General features: G+C 44.5%; 14 protein-coding genes and 1 pseudogene. 10 read left to right on the top strand and 5 right to left on the bottom strand.

The annotated features are described in order from the left end of the window. Nucleotides 1-4: 4 nt before the first annotated feature. Nucleotides 5-1,243, bottom strand: coding sequence for a site-specific integrase (locus DWZ03_RS10625; RefSeq protein WP_120129929.1), 1,239 nt, complete (start codon nt 1,241-1,243; stop codon nt 5-7). Between the two features lie 446 nt (nt 1,244-1,689). On the opposite strand from DWZ03_RS10625, the gene DWZ03_RS10630 reads away from it, so the two are divergent. The 9 genes and pseudogenes from DWZ03_RS10630 (at nt 1,690) to DWZ03_RS10670 (ending at nt 12,347) form a co-directional block, all read left to right on the top strand. Then, entirely contained in the window at nt 1,690-2,973 is a 1,284-nt protein-coding gene (locus DWZ03_RS10630) for a site-specific integrase (protein WP_007756660.1), read from the top strand. Nucleotides 2,974-3,036: 63 nt separating this feature from the next. Further along, the gene (locus DWZ03_RS10635; RefSeq protein ID WP_007756662.1) at nt 3,037-4,323 is read left to right on the top strand and encodes a YhcG family protein; all 1,287 of its coding nucleotides are present in this window, start codon (nt 3,037-3,039) and stop codon (nt 4,321-4,323) included. A gap of 12 nt (nt 4,324-4,335) precedes the next feature. Further along, on the top strand, nt 4,336-5,400 hold the full coding sequence (locus tag DWZ03_RS10640) for a hypothetical protein (protein ID WP_115485124.1): 1,065 nt from the start codon (nt 4,336-4,338) through the stop codon (nt 5,398-5,400). Nucleotides 5,401-5,621: 221 nt separating this feature from the next. Next, nucleotides 5,622-5,930 (top strand): DUF3853 family protein, encoded by a 309-nt coding sequence (locus DWZ03_RS10645; RefSeq protein ID WP_005654521.1) that lies wholly within the window; start codon nt 5,622-5,624, stop codon nt 5,928-5,930. A gap of 11 nt (nt 5,931-5,941) precedes the next feature. Beyond that, the gene (locus DWZ03_RS10650) at nt 5,942-7,009 is read left to right on the top strand and encodes an AAA family ATPase (RefSeq protein WP_117463820.1); all 1,068 of its coding nucleotides are present in this window, start codon (nt 5,942-5,944) and stop codon (nt 7,007-7,009) included. Between the two features lie 211 nt (nt 7,010-7,220). Then, a pseudogene (locus tag DWZ03_RS10655) lies at nt 7,221-7,388 on the top strand (DNA primase); the annotation flags it as partial. 563 nt (nt 7,389-7,951) lie between these two features. Beyond that, nucleotides 7,952-9,760, top strand: a complete 1,809-nt coding sequence (locus DWZ03_RS10660) for a reverse transcriptase/maturase family protein (protein WP_004308094.1) — start codon at nt 7,952-7,954, stop codon at nt 9,758-9,760. Nucleotides 9,761-9,764: 4 nt separating this feature from the next. After that, nucleotides 9,765-10,661, top strand: a complete 897-nt coding sequence (locus DWZ03_RS10665; protein WP_022210006.1) for a toprim domain-containing protein — start codon at nt 9,765-9,767, stop codon at nt 10,659-10,661. Nucleotides 10,662-10,943: 282 nt separating this feature from the next. Further along, nucleotides 10,944-12,347, top strand: coding sequence for a hypothetical protein (locus tag DWZ03_RS10670; RefSeq protein ID WP_022210005.1), 1,404 nt, complete (start codon nt 10,944-10,946; stop codon nt 12,345-12,347). A gap of 146 nt (nt 12,348-12,493) precedes the next feature. Here the strand turns inward: DWZ03_RS10670 and DWZ03_RS10675 are convergent, their stop codons facing one another. From DWZ03_RS10675 to DWZ03_RS10690, 4 genes are read right to left on the bottom strand one after another with little or no spacing between them, the layout of a single operon-like run. Beyond that, nucleotides 12,494-13,369 carry a radical SAM mobile pair protein B gene (locus DWZ03_RS10675; protein ID WP_005924033.1) on the bottom strand — a complete coding sequence of 292 codons (876 nt, stop codon included), beginning with the start codon at nt 13,367-13,369 and terminating at the stop codon, nt 12,494-12,496. Continuing rightward, the gene (locus DWZ03_RS10680) at nt 13,366-14,034 is read right to left on the bottom strand and encodes a radical SAM mobile pair protein A (RefSeq protein ID WP_005924036.1); all 669 of its coding nucleotides are present in this window, start codon (nt 14,032-14,034) and stop codon (nt 13,366-13,368) included. The genes DWZ03_RS10675 and DWZ03_RS10680 overlap by 4 nt, the downstream gene beginning before the upstream one ends. A gap of 23 nt (nt 14,035-14,057) precedes the next feature. Beyond that, nucleotides 14,058-14,522 (bottom strand): cupin domain-containing protein, encoded by a 465-nt coding sequence (locus DWZ03_RS10685; protein ID WP_005924039.1) that lies wholly within the window; start codon nt 14,520-14,522, stop codon nt 14,058-14,060. 33 nt (nt 14,523-14,555) lie between these two features. Then, entirely contained in the window at nt 14,556-15,335 is a 780-nt protein-coding gene (locus DWZ03_RS10690) for an MBL fold metallo-hydrolase (RefSeq protein ID WP_005924041.1), read from the bottom strand. Nucleotides 15,336-15,471: 136 nt separating this feature from the next. On the opposite strand from DWZ03_RS10690, the gene DWZ03_RS10695 reads away from it, so the two are divergent. Next, the gene (locus tag DWZ03_RS10695) at nt 15,472-16,371 is read left to right on the top strand and encodes a helix-turn-helix domain-containing protein (RefSeq protein WP_025819263.1); all 900 of its coding nucleotides are present in this window, start codon (nt 15,472-15,474) and stop codon (nt 16,369-16,371) included. The last annotated feature ends 148 nt before the right edge of the window (nt 16,372-16,519 follow it).

Here is a 16,519-nt window from a genome sequence, read left to right on the forward strand (position 1 = left end):
ATACCTATTTCATAGATACTTCTTTGTAGATTTTTTCAATGCCGACAAACTTCTTATCAAGCCCCTGCATATCGTTACTGATTTTGTTGTTGGTGACGCGGGCGTATATCTGTGTCGTTTCTATATTGGTGTGTCCCAACATCTTGCTGACTGTTTCAATGGGTACACCTTTGGCAAGCGTAGTCGTGGTTGCGAAAGTATGCCTCGCAAGGTGAAATGTCAAGTTCTTTTTAATCCCACATACATCCGCTATTTCTTTCAAATACGCATTAAGTTTCTGATTGCTGATAATGGGAAGTACCTTTCCGTCCGGCAATTTACCTTTGTATTTTTCCAATATCATTTTAGGAATATCCAGCAAGGGAACATTCACGTCTGTATTTGTTTTTTGGCGTTTCGTAATTATCCATAGGTTACCATCAAAAGACTTGCGGATATTATCTTCCTTTAAATTTGCAACATCCACATAAGCCAAACCACTGAAACAGGAAAAGATAAAAACATCACGCACCTGTTCCAACCGTTCGGAAACCATCTTCTTTTTGAGGATTATCTTTATTTCATCCTCTGATAAATAACCTCTATCCACTTTTTCCAAACGTATTTTATAATTGGCGAACGGGTCACCTATCAGGATGCCGTTATTACGGGCTATCAGGATTATGCGCTTGAAGAACTGCATGAACTTGGCAGTCGTATTATAACCGCATTTGCAGGTAGTACGCAAATATAACTCAAAGTCAGTAATGAACATCGGGGTTATTTCCTTTATAGAAATATCCGACAGGTTATATTTGCTTTGGATGAACTCGGCAAGATGGCGGCGGGTCACTTCATATTTGCGATAAGTGGCAATCGTTTTGGATATGCCGACCAACTGTTTCACATCGTCATTGTGCTTTTGGAAAAGGTTAAGGATGGTGTCGTGGTTCTCGCTATGCCCTAAAAATTCATTCTTCACCTTTTCGGCGGTAACATAATTGTCACGCCTTTGCAGTTCGTGATAAATGGTATTAAGGGATGCGTTTATATCATCCAGCAATCGGTTGATACGGGTAGCTTCCGCAGAACGTCCGGCGGCTTTACCAGCCTTACCGTCCCAAAGTTTGGGTTGAACGTCCAGCTTGGAATTAAAACGGCTTGCCACACCATCAATCGTGATGCGGACAAAAATAGGGTAACTGCCATTGATTTTTTGCTTGTCCTTTTTCACAAAGAAAAGAACGGAAAATGTACTCTTCATAAACTCACTTTTTTAGGTTACAAAACTACGTTAATTAGCTCAAAGTGAAGTTTATACAGGCTCGCCAAATAGCGACAGAAGTTCGCCAATTTCGGACTAAGTGTACCCCTTTTGGACTTTCAGTTGTCGGGGGTACGAGTTAGGTTACTAACTTTGTCTTTCAGGGTCTAAATGATGTCCGGTAGGGCAGACATAAGGGGATAAAAAAAGTCCCACAAATCGTTGAATTTGTAGGACTTGGCTGTTCATTGTCCGGTTTTGTCCGGTTAGTTCAGCGGAGAGACAGGCTCTCGAACTTATACTTTCACAGAATCTCATAAAACCGCAAACAACTGATAATCAAGTGCAAATTACAACATAGAGTAAAACTAAATGTTTCTAAATGTCTTTTGCTATCTCAATAATTGGGTGTATATTTGGGTGTAGAATTTCAAACGCACCCAATTATGAATATCAAGCGCAACATCATTTTTGCATTGGAGAGCCGGAAAAAGAACGGTGTGCCAATCGTAGAGAACGTACCCATCCGTATGCGTGTCATCTTTGCCAGCCAACGCATCGAGTTTACAACGGGCTACCGGATTGACGTAGCCAAATGGGATGCAGACAAGCAGCGGGTAAAGAACGGATGTACCAACAAGCTAAAGCAGAGTGCAGCCGAAATCAATACGGACTTGCTGAAATACTATGCCGAAATCCAGAATATTTTCAAGGAATTTGAGGTGCAGGAGGTCATGCCAACGACCCAACAGTTGAAGGAAGCTTTCAACATGAGAATGAAAGACACCAGCGAAGAACAGCCGGAAGAAGCCCCTGTCAGCTTTTGGGAGGTATTCGATGAGTTTGTAAAAGAGTGCGGTAACCAGAATAACTGGACGGCATCCACCTATGAAAAATTTGCAGCAGTGAGGAACCACCTCAAAGAGTTCAAGGAGGATGCAACGTTCAACTATTTCGACGAGTTTGGATTGAACGAATACGTCAACTTCCTGCGTGATACCAAGGATATGAGAAACAGCACCATCGGCAAGCAAATGGGATTCCTCAAATGGTTCCTGCGCTGGAGCTTCAAGAAAGGACATCATCAGAACATTGCATACGATACATTCAAACCGAAACTGAAAACCACCTCGAAAAAAGTAATCTTCCTGACTTGGGATGAACTGAACAAGCTGAAAGACTACCAGATACCCAAGGATAAGCAATACCTGGAACGTGTGCGTGATGTTTTCCTGTTCTGCTGCTTTACGAGTTTGCGGTATTCGGATGTTCGCAATCTGAAAAGAAGCGATGTGAAGTCCGACCACATCGAAATAACCACAGTCAAGACTGCCGACAGCCTGACGATTGAACTGAACAAATACAGCAAAGCCATACTGGACAAATACAAGGACATCCATTTCGAGAATTACATGGCTCTGCCCGTCATCAGCAACCAGAAGATGAACGATTACCTGAAAGAGCTGGGCGAACTGGCAGAAATCAACGAGCCTGTACGGGAAACCTACTACAAGGGAAATGAACGTATTGATGAAGTCACACCCAAATACGCTTTGCTCAGTACCCATGCAGGAAGAAGGACATTCATCTGCAATGCGCTGGCTCTCGGAATCCCGGCACAGGTGGTCATGAAATGGACGGGACACAGCGACTACAAAGCTATGAAACCCTACATTGACATAGCGGATGATATTAAGGCAAATGCCATGAACAAGTTTAATCAACTATAAAAGTATCAAACAGTTTCATAGATAGTTATCAATGACTATATTTGTAGAAATTATCATCACAATATGAGCAACAAGGAATCCAACATAGAGAAAACGAATTTTGATGCATTCATACAAGCGGTCGGTTCGGAAATAGAACAGGCACAAGTAAGGCTGATTGTTGCAGCCAATGCACAAATGCTGTTCCATTACTGGAAGATAGGCAATTACATCCTTTATCACCAGCAGCTGCACGGATGGGGAAGCAAAATCATCAAGCAGTTGGCAAAGGCTATCCGACTGCATTACCCTGAAAAGAAAGGCTATTCGGAACGTAACCTTACCTATATGTGCCAGTTTGCAAAAGCATATCCTTTAAGAGCGTTGCAAAGTTTCATAGAAACAGATGCAAGCCTGTCTGTCCCAACCATACAGAGTGTGACCAATGAAGTATTAAAACTGAATGACAAGCAATTTACGCAGGAACTTACTGCGCAAATACAATCGATTGATTGTCAATCATTAGCAATTACGCAGGAAGTTCCTGCGCAATTTGAAGATGTGGGAAAAACCGTGTCTGCCATTTACAGGATGGGAATCAGGGAAATAGAAGAAGTTTTCTTGACCTCTCCTATAGCCAAAATAAACTGGACAAGCCAAATGACTATACTTGACAGTTCGCTACCTTTAGGTCTAAGCTACTGGTACATGAAGCAGTCTGTGGAAATGGGATGGAGCAGCAATGTATTGAAAATGCAAATTGACAGTGATTTGTATAGCCGACAAATCAGCAACAACAAGGTAAACAATTTCACGACCACACTTCCGGCTCCACAAAGCGACCTTGCCAATTACCTACTCAAAGACCCGTACATCTTTGATTTGGCAGGAGCCAAAGAAAAAGCAGACGAAAGGGATATTGAAGAACAGCTGGTGAAACACGTTACCCGCTACCTGTTGGAAATGGGCAACGGTTTTGCCTTCGTTGCCCGGCAGAAGCACTTCCAAGTCGGAAACAGCGATTTCTTTGCCGACCTGATTCTATATTCCATTCCGTTGCACGCATATATTGTCATAGAATTGAAAGCCACTCCTTTCAAGCCGGAATATGCCGGACAACTCAACTTTTACATCAACGTGGTGGATGATAAGTTGAGAGGAGAACACGACAACAAGACCATCGGTCTTTTGTTGTGCAGAGGAAAGGACGAAGTGGTTGCCCAGTATGCCCTTTCCGGCTATGACCAGCCCATCGGCATCAGCGATTACCAATTGAGCAAGGCGATTCCCGAGAAATTGAAATCAGCGTTGCCCAGCGTAGAAGAAGTGGAAGAAGAACTGGCTTCTTTCCTTGACAAGGATCCCCAATAATAAGAGTATGCCATGCAGAAAACGATAACAACCCTCATTCCTCAATACGGGGAGCTGAACAGAATCTGCAAAGATTGGATTGTAAGCCATACTTTCTCTTTTGAAAAGCAGAAATTCATCGTTGATTTCTACTCGAAATGGAGCGATATAAAGGCTTTTGAGCAAGCTATCCTTGAACTGGTGCTGCATACACCGCCAGAACCATGTACCCTGCTGCTGAAAAGTCTGAAAAAGGAAGTCAAAGAATACATACGGCTTTATGAATCTTACCGCCTTCTCCATGACGAAGTGATCATACGTGTATGCTACCAATACGCAGACCGCTACAAGGAAACCATCAAGGAAGAGATGGAAGTGGTAAACAGGCTGCGCAAACCGATGAACGAAGCCAACAACCGCTATGATTCCATTGGCTACCGAGAGCATACACCCGAAGAAGAAAAGCTGGCGGAAAGAGAATATGAGCGTTGCAAGGCTGAATATGAAAGGGAGAAAGCCCAACTGGAGCATCTTTATGAGCAGCAAACCCTTCTCTGGAAAGAAGCCCGGCAATACATGAAAAACCGTTGCGACGACATCTACCTGCTTAGCGTACACTTCATGGGCATCCTGACCAAATATGTACCGGACGAAGAAAGCCAACCGAACGAAGCAGACAGGCAGAGCCGTACAGACAGCCAGCCGGAAGCTGAAACTACAACCGCATCGACTACAGCTACGACTGCCGGATTGCCTGAATATTTCAGCATGAAGCTGATTTCCCTAATTCATGAAGTTTGTGCAGGGGAACAGTTTGAAGACATTACCGCACCGGATTTCTATGCCTGCATGAATCTGCATCCCTGCCAGTGCGTACTGAAAATAAAGCCAAGGGAAAAGATACGGGTATGCTATCTGATTTCCCTGATGAGGGAGCAGTTGCCGGGGCAGGATAAGGACAAATGGAAGGAAGCCATCCTGAAACACCTGGATATTGATGAAGACTATTACAAGTCCAAGTACAGGGAACCCGTTTCCGATTTACCCAGTATTCCCAACCAAAAGTTCGCCAAGGAAATGGACGGAATATTCCGATAACCCGTGATATTCCAATATATTTTACGACATGACCACTTATACCACTCAAAATAATTTTTGAGTGGTATTTTTATTTCTTGATATTCAGCGATATAACAGAACAATCCATATCTATCATCCACATACTTACCACTCAAAACCCTACCTAATTTTGCATCGTTCGAGAACAGAAGAAACAGCCTGTGCGCAGGGCTATTGTCAAACAAGTAATCATACGGACGATGAACAACCTCAAAGAACTGTTAGTGAAACCCGTCTGGCAGATGACAGGCGAAGAGTTCCTTTTTCTAAGCAGACACGCTTCGGTACAGGCAGAGGCGCAACCGCAGCCGACCACCGACACGGAAAGAAAGTACGTGTACGGCATACTCGGCATAGCCAAGCTTTTCGGGTGCAGCCTGCCCACAGCCAACCGCATCAAGAAAAGCGGAAAGATAGACAAAGCCATTACCCAGATTGGACGCAAGATTATCGTGGATGCGGAACTGGCGCTGGAACTGGCTGGCAAGAAAACCGGAGGACGCAGATAAAGGAGGTGATTATGGACTATATAAAAGAAATATCACCCGAACAAGCCGTTATCCTCTGGCAGGAATCCCGGCTAAGTCTGTCAAGATGCTACGAAAAAGCCCCCGAAATTCTGAAAGTACACGGCTCTGTCATCGGGACGCTGGGCAATTTCAGCGCATCCATCGGCAAAGCCAAGAGCAAGAAAACCTTCAATGTATCGGCTATCGTAGCCGCTGCATTGAAGAACGGTACCGTGTTACGATATGCGGCTGAACTGCCCGAGGAAAAGCGGAAAGTGCTTTATATAGATACGGAGCAAAGCCCCTACCACTGCCTGAAAGTGATGAAGCGGATCCTGCGGATGGCAGGATTGCCCGATGACAGGGACAGCGGTTATCTGGAGTTTCTCGCTTTGAGAAAATACACCCCGGAACAGCGCATCAGCATTGTAGAACAGGCTATCTACCACTCACCGGATATTGGGCTGGTCATCATAGACGGCATCCGGGATATGGTGTACGACATCAACAGCCCCGGTGAATCCACCCGCATCATATCCAAGCTGATGCAGTGGACGGACGACAGGCAGATTCATATCCATACGATACTGCATCAGAACAAGGGGGATGAGAACGCAAGAGGGCACATTGGTACGGAACTGAACAACAAGGCGGAAACAGTCCTGCTGGTGGAAAAGGACAAGGGGAACAGCGACATCAGCCATGTTTCCGCCATGCACATCCGGGCGATGGATTTCGAGCCTTTTGCATTCTGCATCAACGACAGAGCCCTGCCCGAACTTGCGGAAGGCTACAAGCCGGAAGCAAGGAAGCCGGGAAGACCCTCGGTGGAAAAGTTTGACCCTTACAAGGATATTTCAGAACCGCAGCACCGTGCCGCACTGGAAGCCGCTTTTGCACTGAAAGAGGAATACGGCTACAAGGAGCTGGAAGACACCTTAATCAGGACTTATCTGGCAGAAGGGGTTAGACTGAATCACCAGAATGCAGTGGCGCTTATCACCATGCTGCGCAACAAACGGATGATAGTGCAGGAAAACGGCAGGAAGTATTCCTTCAAGCCCGATTACCACTATTAGCCGACAATCCCGAAAATCGCTTCACTTTATTCCCGTATCCTATATATACGACAATTTAGTGAAGTGATTTCAGAAACAGACAAATCACTTCACTTTATTCCGGGGGTCTATATATTAGGAGTTTAGTGAAGTGATTGTACTGACCGCATACTTTTAAGAGTTGCGGGCAAAAAGAGAAATAATCAAAGCACTCACTAAAAACGATTTCCTTATGAACATCGAGACTGCAAAACAAATCAATCTGGCTGACTACCTGCACAGCCTGGGGTATTCACCCGTCAAACAGCAGGGTATCAACCTTTGGTACAAATCTCCCTTGAGGGAAGAAACAGAGGCTTCCTTCAAAGTGAACACCGAACGCAACCAGTGGTACGACTTCGATGCGCCCATATAGGCTACACAATAAATATCTCTATGGCAAGAGATTAGGTTAGAGTTCAACAGACCTATCCTCAACGACTTAGCTGGAGGAGAAATCCAAAGGTGACAAAAGCATGTCGGTAAAGTCATTAGTCAGCTAAATACCAAGCTGCGACTGCATGGCGAGAGGAAAAGACAGACACAAGGATGAAGCCTGATTGGTTGAACGATAGTTCTGCTGCACACGTACCAGCCCCGACGAAAGGTATTTGATTCACGTCGGGCTGAAGCACCCCATGTAAACCGAAATTACAATGGAGCAGGAGCTGGCTTCAGAGCAACCACAATAAGTGGAATAGGAACGTAAGTCGCATCCGACAGTCTGCCGAGCCAAACAGTTATTGTGAAAGCAAATGGGGATTCCCTAAATCAGAATGCCGTAAGGCTATGGGCATAGGACCCTGAATATCTGACATGGGAACGGAGCTTCCGTAGTAGTCCGAGCAAGGGAAAGCCTTGTAACATGGCGAAGGGAAGCAGTTAGATAACTTAATACAAATAATGGAAAATGTGTGAGACATTATGAGAAGTCCTGAGCAAGTATTAAAAGCTTTAAACAAGCATGGTAAAGTTTCGGATTACAAGTTCGAAAGGCTGTACCGTATCTTATTCAATGAGGAGATGTTTCATGTTGCTTACCAGCGTATTTACGCCAAACCAGGCAATATGACACCCGGTACGGATGGGAAAACCATCAATCGGATGAGTCTTCAAAGAATAAACAAAGTCATTGCATCTTTGAGAGATGAGTCTTACAAGCCTAATCCGGCAAAAAGGATATACATACCCAAGAAAAACGGTAAGAAAAGACCGCTTGGAATTCCTTCCTTTGAGGACAAACTTGTACAGGAGGTGGTGCGCATGATTCTTGAAGCCGTCTATGAAGAGGTGTTTGCAAACACCTCACATGGATTCAGACCAAACAGAAGCTGCCATACCGCATTGACCCATATCCAAAAGACATTTACAGGTACAAAATGGTTTGTGGAAGGAGACATTAAAGGATTCTTCGACAACATAGACCACAATGTATTGATTGCAACTTTGCGGAAACGGATTGCCGATGATAGATTTCTAAGGCTTATCCGCAAGTTGTTGAATGCGGGATATATTGAAGACTGGAAGTTTCATAATACAAACAAGGGAACTCCACAAGGCGGTAATATCAGTCCTATACTGGCAAACATTTATCTTGATAATTTTGACAAGTATATGGAAGAATACGCCCTACGCTTCAATAAGGGAAAAGAAAGACACATCACCAAAGAATACAAGCAACTTAGCGATAAGATGCAACGCATCCTTAAAAGCATCAAGAACATACAGGATGCAGATGTCAGATTACAGCTTAGGGATGAGTATGAGAAACTGAGACGTGAAAGGCAAAAGATTGAGAGCAGAGACAGTATGGATGAAACATACAGAAGGCTTCGATACGTAAGATACGCAGATGATTTCCTCATTGGTGTTATCGGAAGCAAGGCAGAGTGCGTTAAAATCAAGTCGGACATTACCAAGTATATGGAAGAAAACCTCAAGCTGGAACTGTCACAGGAAAAGACATTGATAACAAACGCACAAAAGCCCGCGAAATTTCTTGGCTTCGATGTTTCAGTCCGTAAGTCTGATGCTATCAAGCGGGACAAGAACAATGTGCCAGCCCGTTATTACAACGGTAAGATAGTCCTAAAGGTCGCCATAGAAACGGTGCGGAACAAACTGGAAGAATACAGCGCCATCAGATACAAGGTAGAAAATGGCCGACAAGTTTGGTTTGCAAAGTTCAGAGGCAATCTTATGAAGAAGAAAATCGAGGACATAGTGGCGGCATATAACTCTGAAATCAGAGGGTTCTACAACTACTACTGCATTGCCAACAACGTGGCATACGCGCTCTCAAAGTTTGGATACATCATGGAGTACAGTATGTACCATACCATTGCAGGAAAAACCAATAGCACTGTAAGCAAAGTCATTGACAAATATAAGGTTGGGAATGACATTATAGTGCCATATCAGGATGCAAAAGGTAAATTACGGTACAGGAAATTCTATAATGAGGGATTCAAACGTAAACCACCAATGTACTATACGGAGGTAAACGACTTATCCTACACAATCGCAATTCCACAGCCGACACTTACTGAGCGATTGGATGCGAGAACATGTGAATTATGTGGAAAAGTCGGACCTGTAGTCATGCGTCATGTCAGAAAGCTAAATCAGCTTAAAGGAAAAACTGAATGCGACAGGCTGATGCTTGAAAAGCATAGGAAGACATTGGTTGTCTGTGAAAAGTGTTATGCCAAAATACACAGCCATGCTAAATAAAGTCATGTTATCAACGGAGAGCCGTATGCGTGGAGACATGCAAGTACGGTTTGGGGGCAGGTACGGGAAAACCTACTGCCGAAAGGCAGTAAGGCGTTCTGTACCGAGCCTACGTTTAGGGAAAGGGGGCGGTATCATTGAACTGGCTGCACACCTGTATGCTACCGACCATGTACCTTACCTGCTGGAGCGGATTGCGGAACAGACACCGCATGTACACCCGGTATCTTTCTCTTTTGGCAAGCAGGACTCTTTCGGTCCGAGCTTCCAACAGCTGGAGATAGTACCGCTATCGTCTCCTGCCCTGCTTTCCTATTTACAAGGTAGAGGAATAAATCTGGAACTGGCAAAAAGAGAATGTAGTGAAGCCCGTTACACCCACAACGGCAAGCGTTACTTTGCCATCGCATTCCCTAACGGTTCGGGTGGGTTTGAGGTTCGTAACCCCTATTTCAAGGGCTGCATCGCCCCCAAGGAAATCTCCCACATCAGACAGTCGGGAAAAGCAAGGACTGCCTGCTATGTGTTCGAGGGTTTCATGGACTACCTTTCCTTTCTGACATTGAGACAAGAGAGCTGCCCAAATTATCCGGAATTGGACGGGCAGGACTATATTGTATTGAACTCCGTATCGAATGTGAACAAGGCTCTCTATCCGTTGGGCAATTACGAACGCATCCACTGCTTTTTCGACAACGACCATGCAGGAATGGAAGCACTCCGGCAAATCCGCATGGAATACGGCAGAGACCGGTACATCCGGGACGCTTCGCAGATTTACAGCGGATGCAAGGACTTGAACGAATACTTACAGAAACAGGTTGAAAGAAAAAGGCAGCTCCAGTCCGCCAAAGGGGTGCGCAGCCAATCACCGGAGAAGAAGAGCGGCTTCCGGTTATAGCCCACTATAACTACACGCTCCGCTTTCGTAGTTGTGGGCTCTCCCGAGGGGATTAGGGCTTTGCCCTAATGACCCACTCAGGGCGTTTCACCCCTGAGAACCCCGAGCAAAGAGTGACCCTCTCTTTGCAATCTCCGCTTATGGGTTACCCCTAAGAAATCTCGTGCAAATGAGAGCAGAGGCAAACTTGCTTGACCTATGCCGAATGCAGCCGAGATTCATAAAATAACCCCTCTGCGAAAGCGAGCAAAGTAAATTAATTGTAAACAAAGAAAAGAAGCTATGGCAACAAAATCAAGCATACACATCAAGCCTTGCAACATCGCATCGAGCGAGGCACACAACCGAAGGACTGCCGAGTATATGCGTAATATCGGGGAGTCCAGAATCTATGTCGTTCCCGAACTTTCCACCGATAACGAACAGTGGATAAATCCCGACTTCGGCACTCCCGAACTGCGAACTCATTATGACAATATCAAGCAAATGGTCAAGGAAAAGACCGGACGTGCCATGCAGGAAAAGGAAAGGGAACGCAAGGGAAAGAATGGAAAGATTATCAAGGTGGCGGGATGCTCACCCATCCGTGAAGGAGTATTGCTTATCAGACCGGACACCACACTGGCTGATGTACGCAAATTCGGTGAAGAGTGCCAAAGACGCTGGGGCATCACTCCGCTACAGATTTTCCTGCATAAAGACGAAGGGCATTGGCTGAACGGTCAGCCGGAAGCGGAAGACAAAGAGAGCTTCCAAATAGGAAGCAGATGGTTCAAGCCGAACTATCATGCTCATATCGTATTCGACTGGATGAACCACGAAACCGGGAAGAGCCGAAAGCTCAATGACGAGGATATGGCAACCATGCAGACCCTTGCTTCCGATATTCTGCTAATGGAACGTGGGCAGACAAAAGCTGTCACAGGTAAAGAGCATCTGGAACGAAACGATTTCATCATTGAGAAGCAGAAAGCCGAACTGCAACGTATAGAAGAAACCAAGCGACACAAGGAGCAACAGGTAAGCCTTGCCGAACAGGAACTCAAACAGGTAAAAGCTGAGATACGTACAGACAAACTCAAAAGTGCAGCTACCGATGTAGCCACTGCCATAACCAGCAGCGTAGGTTCTCTTTTCGGAAGCGGTAAGTTGAAAGAACTGGAACATAACATCGAGCAGCTACATCAGGAGATTGCCAACCGGGACAAAGCTACTGATGAATTAAAAATTCAGATGCAACAAATGCAGGAACAGCACGGCAGACAAATACGCAATCTTCAAGGAATACATAATAAAGAGATTGAAGCTAAAGACAAAGAAATATCACGGCTAAACACCCTGCTTGAAAAGGCATTATGCTGGTTCCCATTACTCAAAGAAATGCTGAGAATGGAAAAATTATGCTATGTCACTGGTTTTACCAAGGGGATGGTTGATTCTCTTTTATACAAAAAGGAAGCTCTCAGATGTAGTGGAAAAATCTATTCCGAAGAATATAGACAGAGATTTGAAACAAAAAATGTAATTTTCAAAATTGAACGAAGCCCGATCGATAAGAATAAATTGATGCTGACTATAAACCAACAGCCAATCAGCGAATGGTTCAAAGAACAATGGGAGAAGTTACAGCAGCATCTGCGTAACTCAGTGCAGAAAGAACAAAAATCCAGAGGATTCAGGATGTAATATAGAGAAGTACAATTCATCATGGATTGTACTTCTATCGTAATATATAGTACAAAATCTAAGTTGTCTAACTATTCTAAAGTAAAATAAGCAATAAAAGAATATCTTATTCACTATTAATATACCATATTGTCAATATCTTTCCCTCATTTAGTCAATCGTATCTTTTCGTGGTAGAAATAATTTACGATAACCGGCTTGCCTTTTTCCGAGCGCCCGTAAGGCAAATCATTTATTCTATATGGAAACCCCTGTGCCTTGGCGTATTGGGAAATGTCCTGTTCCAATGCCTGCCAGTAATCAAGCCTCTTTTTGTTGTATATTTCTTCGTATAACGGAAAGAGGTCGGGATGCTTCTCACGGATATACGTCATTATCCCTCCCTTGAACTGCCCGCGCAGATTCAGGTTTTCGAGCCATATCAAATCGGCATATCCTTTCACTTTCTCGATAATCGCCTTCATATCGGTTATTCCGGGGAATATGGGCGATACAAAACACACGGTACGGATGCCCGCCTCATAGACCTGACGCATTGCGTTCAGACGACGTTCTATGCTCACGGCATTGTCCATATCCGTACGAAAACGCTCGTCAAGCGTATTGACCGACCATGACACCGTTACTTTGGGAAAACGCTTCAACAGGTCGAGGTCGCGCAGGACAAGGTCGGACTTAGTGCATATCATAATCTCGGCGTTGCTCCCACGCAGCTCTTCGAGCAGCCTGTGGGTACGGCAAAATTGCTCCTCATACGGGTTGTAACCATCCGTCACGGAACCTATCACAATGCGCTCTCCGTCATATTTGTGCGGATTGGCTATCGGTTTCCAGTTCTTCACGTCCAGAAATGCACCCCACGGTTCTGTATGCCCGGTGAATCGTTTCATAAACGATGCGTAGCAATACTTACAGGCGTGGGGACAGCCCACGTAAGGGTTGACCGAATATCCTCCGACCGGCAGTGAGGATTTGGTCATAACGCTCTGTACGTCTATTTCTTTGATTATTTCGGTATTCATTGTAAGCGTTTTGTAAATTGTTCCGGCAGTTCCTGAATCATCCTTTCTTCGCCCATTATAGGCAGCAAATCCTCTTTCATAAACACGGGGACGCCCTGTGTTTGGGCTTGGTCGGCAATGTGAAGCACCCATTCGGGACGGGAATCCACTTTGCCTTTCCGATGTCCGGTCTCCGTACCTATGACAATCCAGTCGATACCCTCGAAATCTATATCGCCGATTTCATCGAAAATAGGTTCGAAAGTGACATGGTAGTGCTTGGCCTTGATATTTCTTTTCAAATCGTCTAGCCGCTTTTTTTCGGAATTGCGCGTGACGGTCACGCCCATCCATACATTCTCGTCATCTGTAGAGAAACTGATCTTGTCCGGACATTTCGTAAGGAATATATAAGCGTGTTGCGGATTGCTTTTCATTCGTCTGAATATTTCCGCATTCCATTCAGGCTTCCAATCGGAGAAATCGCTCATTCCGGTCATCAGCCATACGTGAGGCTTGGGCGTGTCGATGATACGCAGCTTTCGCACCATATATTCCGGTACGGAGAAGTCGTCCGTAATATGGAAACGGCGGCAGTTGTTACGGGCATAGCAGTAGCTGCACCCGATGGAGCAGCCTACCACTATGTTCATATTCTTTATCAGGGATTTTATACAGATAGTCATCTGCTTAGAGTTCCTTTTTAGAATCATTTCGGAGAGACTTTCCATTTTACCGGTTCTTTCAGTATGATTCCGTCAGTGGCATCCTCCTGTGAGAATGTATTGCTGCAATATTGTATGCAGAGCATGAGGAGCGGAGTCGTTCCGTTGTTACGGACACTTCGTTTTCCTGCAGGAGATACCCTGACAACGCTACCTTCTTCCACTGGGAACACTGTTCCGTCTACTTGAAATTCACCTTTACCGGAGAGGAAAAAATAAAGTTCCTCATGACTCTTGTGACTATGCAGAAATCCGGTTTCTGTACCCGGGGCGAATGACTGGAAAGAAAACTCGCTTCCCGTAGTTCCGAGAGCGGTGCTGCAGAATACTTTTCCGGGAATTTTCACATCCGGGCCAAGCTGAAGTTCGTATTCATTCAGTTCATTCAACTTACCGACACTGATCGCGGCGAAATTCTGTTCTACCGCGATTTTCCTAATCTTTTTCATCTTTCTAATATTTTGAAATGATTGTTTATACAGTTATTTAAGTGTTATGCTTTCTCCGTCTTCCGGTATAATCAGTCGGCTCATATCCGTCCCGTGATGGCGAGCTTCGTTGCGAAGGATGGCACGGGTGGTCTGGCAATGATCGATGGCATCCATGTGTACGGTAATCAGCTTGATGTGTGGGGGGAGTGTGTCAAGCATCGCCATTACTTCCTGTTCATTGGGGATGATACAACCGTCCGTCTTAGAGAATTCGGGGAATACCGCACCGCCACTGTTCACCACAATATAATTAGGACGATACTTTTCCACGGTAGCAAGAGTACATTCTTCCCATTTGCAATCGCCCATGATATAAATAGTCGGAAGCCCTTCGGACATCAGCACATAGCCCGAAACAGGTCCCATCATCTGGCCTATCTGACCGAAACCGTGATGGCCAATAGCACGGTGGATGGTCAGATGACCTAAGGTTATGCTCTCTTCAATCGCTTCTACATTTGAGAAACCATCTTTCAGGATGGCGGCCTTATCTTGTGGCTGGGTGTAGAAAGGAATGTCTTTCGGCAAATGCTGCTTTACACTTGGTTCGTAATGGTCGATGTGGTTGTGGGTGAGCAGTACCATATCAACACCTTCAGTAATGTCGCTAATAGGCATTACGAGATGTACCCTCGGATTCTTATATACACCGAGAGCTGATTGCAGGGTTCCTTTGTCGGCAAATACGGGGTCAATAAGAATGGTATGTCCTGCATAGTTGATTTTCAAGGTGGCACTGCGTACCAACCGAATAATTGCTTTTTCGTTCATGATGTTATGTTTTGTATTATTTTTCGGGTACAAAGTTCGAAAGGATATCCCAATGTCTCTATGCCTTAAAAACAGGAATATATGCCATTTTGATAAAAGAATGATGTATATTTGCAGAAAGCAAAAAACAAGAGTGATGAAAGCTATAATCAATCCCGAAAGACTTGTAAGCGTTCCGTTCAATAAAACGCAATGTGGCGTAGACTTCTACATTAACACAGGCGAAAGCAAGGACATCTGTGGTGTCTTGACCGAGCATAAGGCGTTTAAGACAGATTTTTTCAGCTTCTATTTCTTTCGTCGTGCCAATGGATATTTGTTGCTGAACTTCCGAAAAGTGGAGTTACGGGATGGTATGGTGCTGCTTTTGTCGCCGCACCAGCAACAGGAATGGCACGTGAACGAGGTAGAACTAGATTACACTTTTCTTATTTTCCGCGAAGACTTTATGCGCACGTTCATTGCTGACAAGTTCTTCGTATATCGGCTGTTGTATTATTATCAGACTGATACACCGCCCTACTTGTTTGCCGAGCCGGAGGAGCTGACGGAATATATGCGCCTCTTAAAAAAGATAAAACAAGAACTACAACATCCTGTGGTAGACACTTACAACCTCATTGTGTCAGTGCTTTATTATCTACTGGTAATTATCAACCGGGCATACGCTCAAACTTATCGTCTACCTGTCGAAGTGCCAAAAAACAATTACGCATTCAAATTCAAGGACTTACTCGAAAAACATATCCGAACGACACAGCGCGTTCAAGAATATGCTGATATGCTTCGGGTAAGTCGTATCACCTTGAATAATTCTGTCATGGCGCAATTTGGTGTATCAGCCATTCACTTACTCAAGCAACGTCTTTTGGAAGAGCTGAAAAATGAGCTACTGTTCTCCAATCTGAATGTGAGCCAACTGGCAGACGAGTTCCACTTTTCCGACCCCAGTCACCTCATGCGTTTTTTCAAAAAAGAAACAGGCAAGACTTTTACCCAATATCTAATGAATTACAAAAGAGGAATATATGAATAGAAATTTCATATTTGGCAAATGAATTCCATATTTAAGATATTTATTTTTTTGAATAACTATATTTTTCGTCATAAAGGTTCATTCTGCCAGTCCATAGAAATACCAATCGCTTTGTAATTGACATTCTTTTGAAGAATCTTAAAAAATA

The sequence above is a fragment of the Bacteroides sp. AF29-11 genome (assembly GCF_003602895.1).
Taxonomy (GTDB): domain Bacteria; phylum Bacteroidota; class Bacteroidia; order Bacteroidales; family Bacteroidaceae; genus Bacteroides; species Bacteroides uniformis.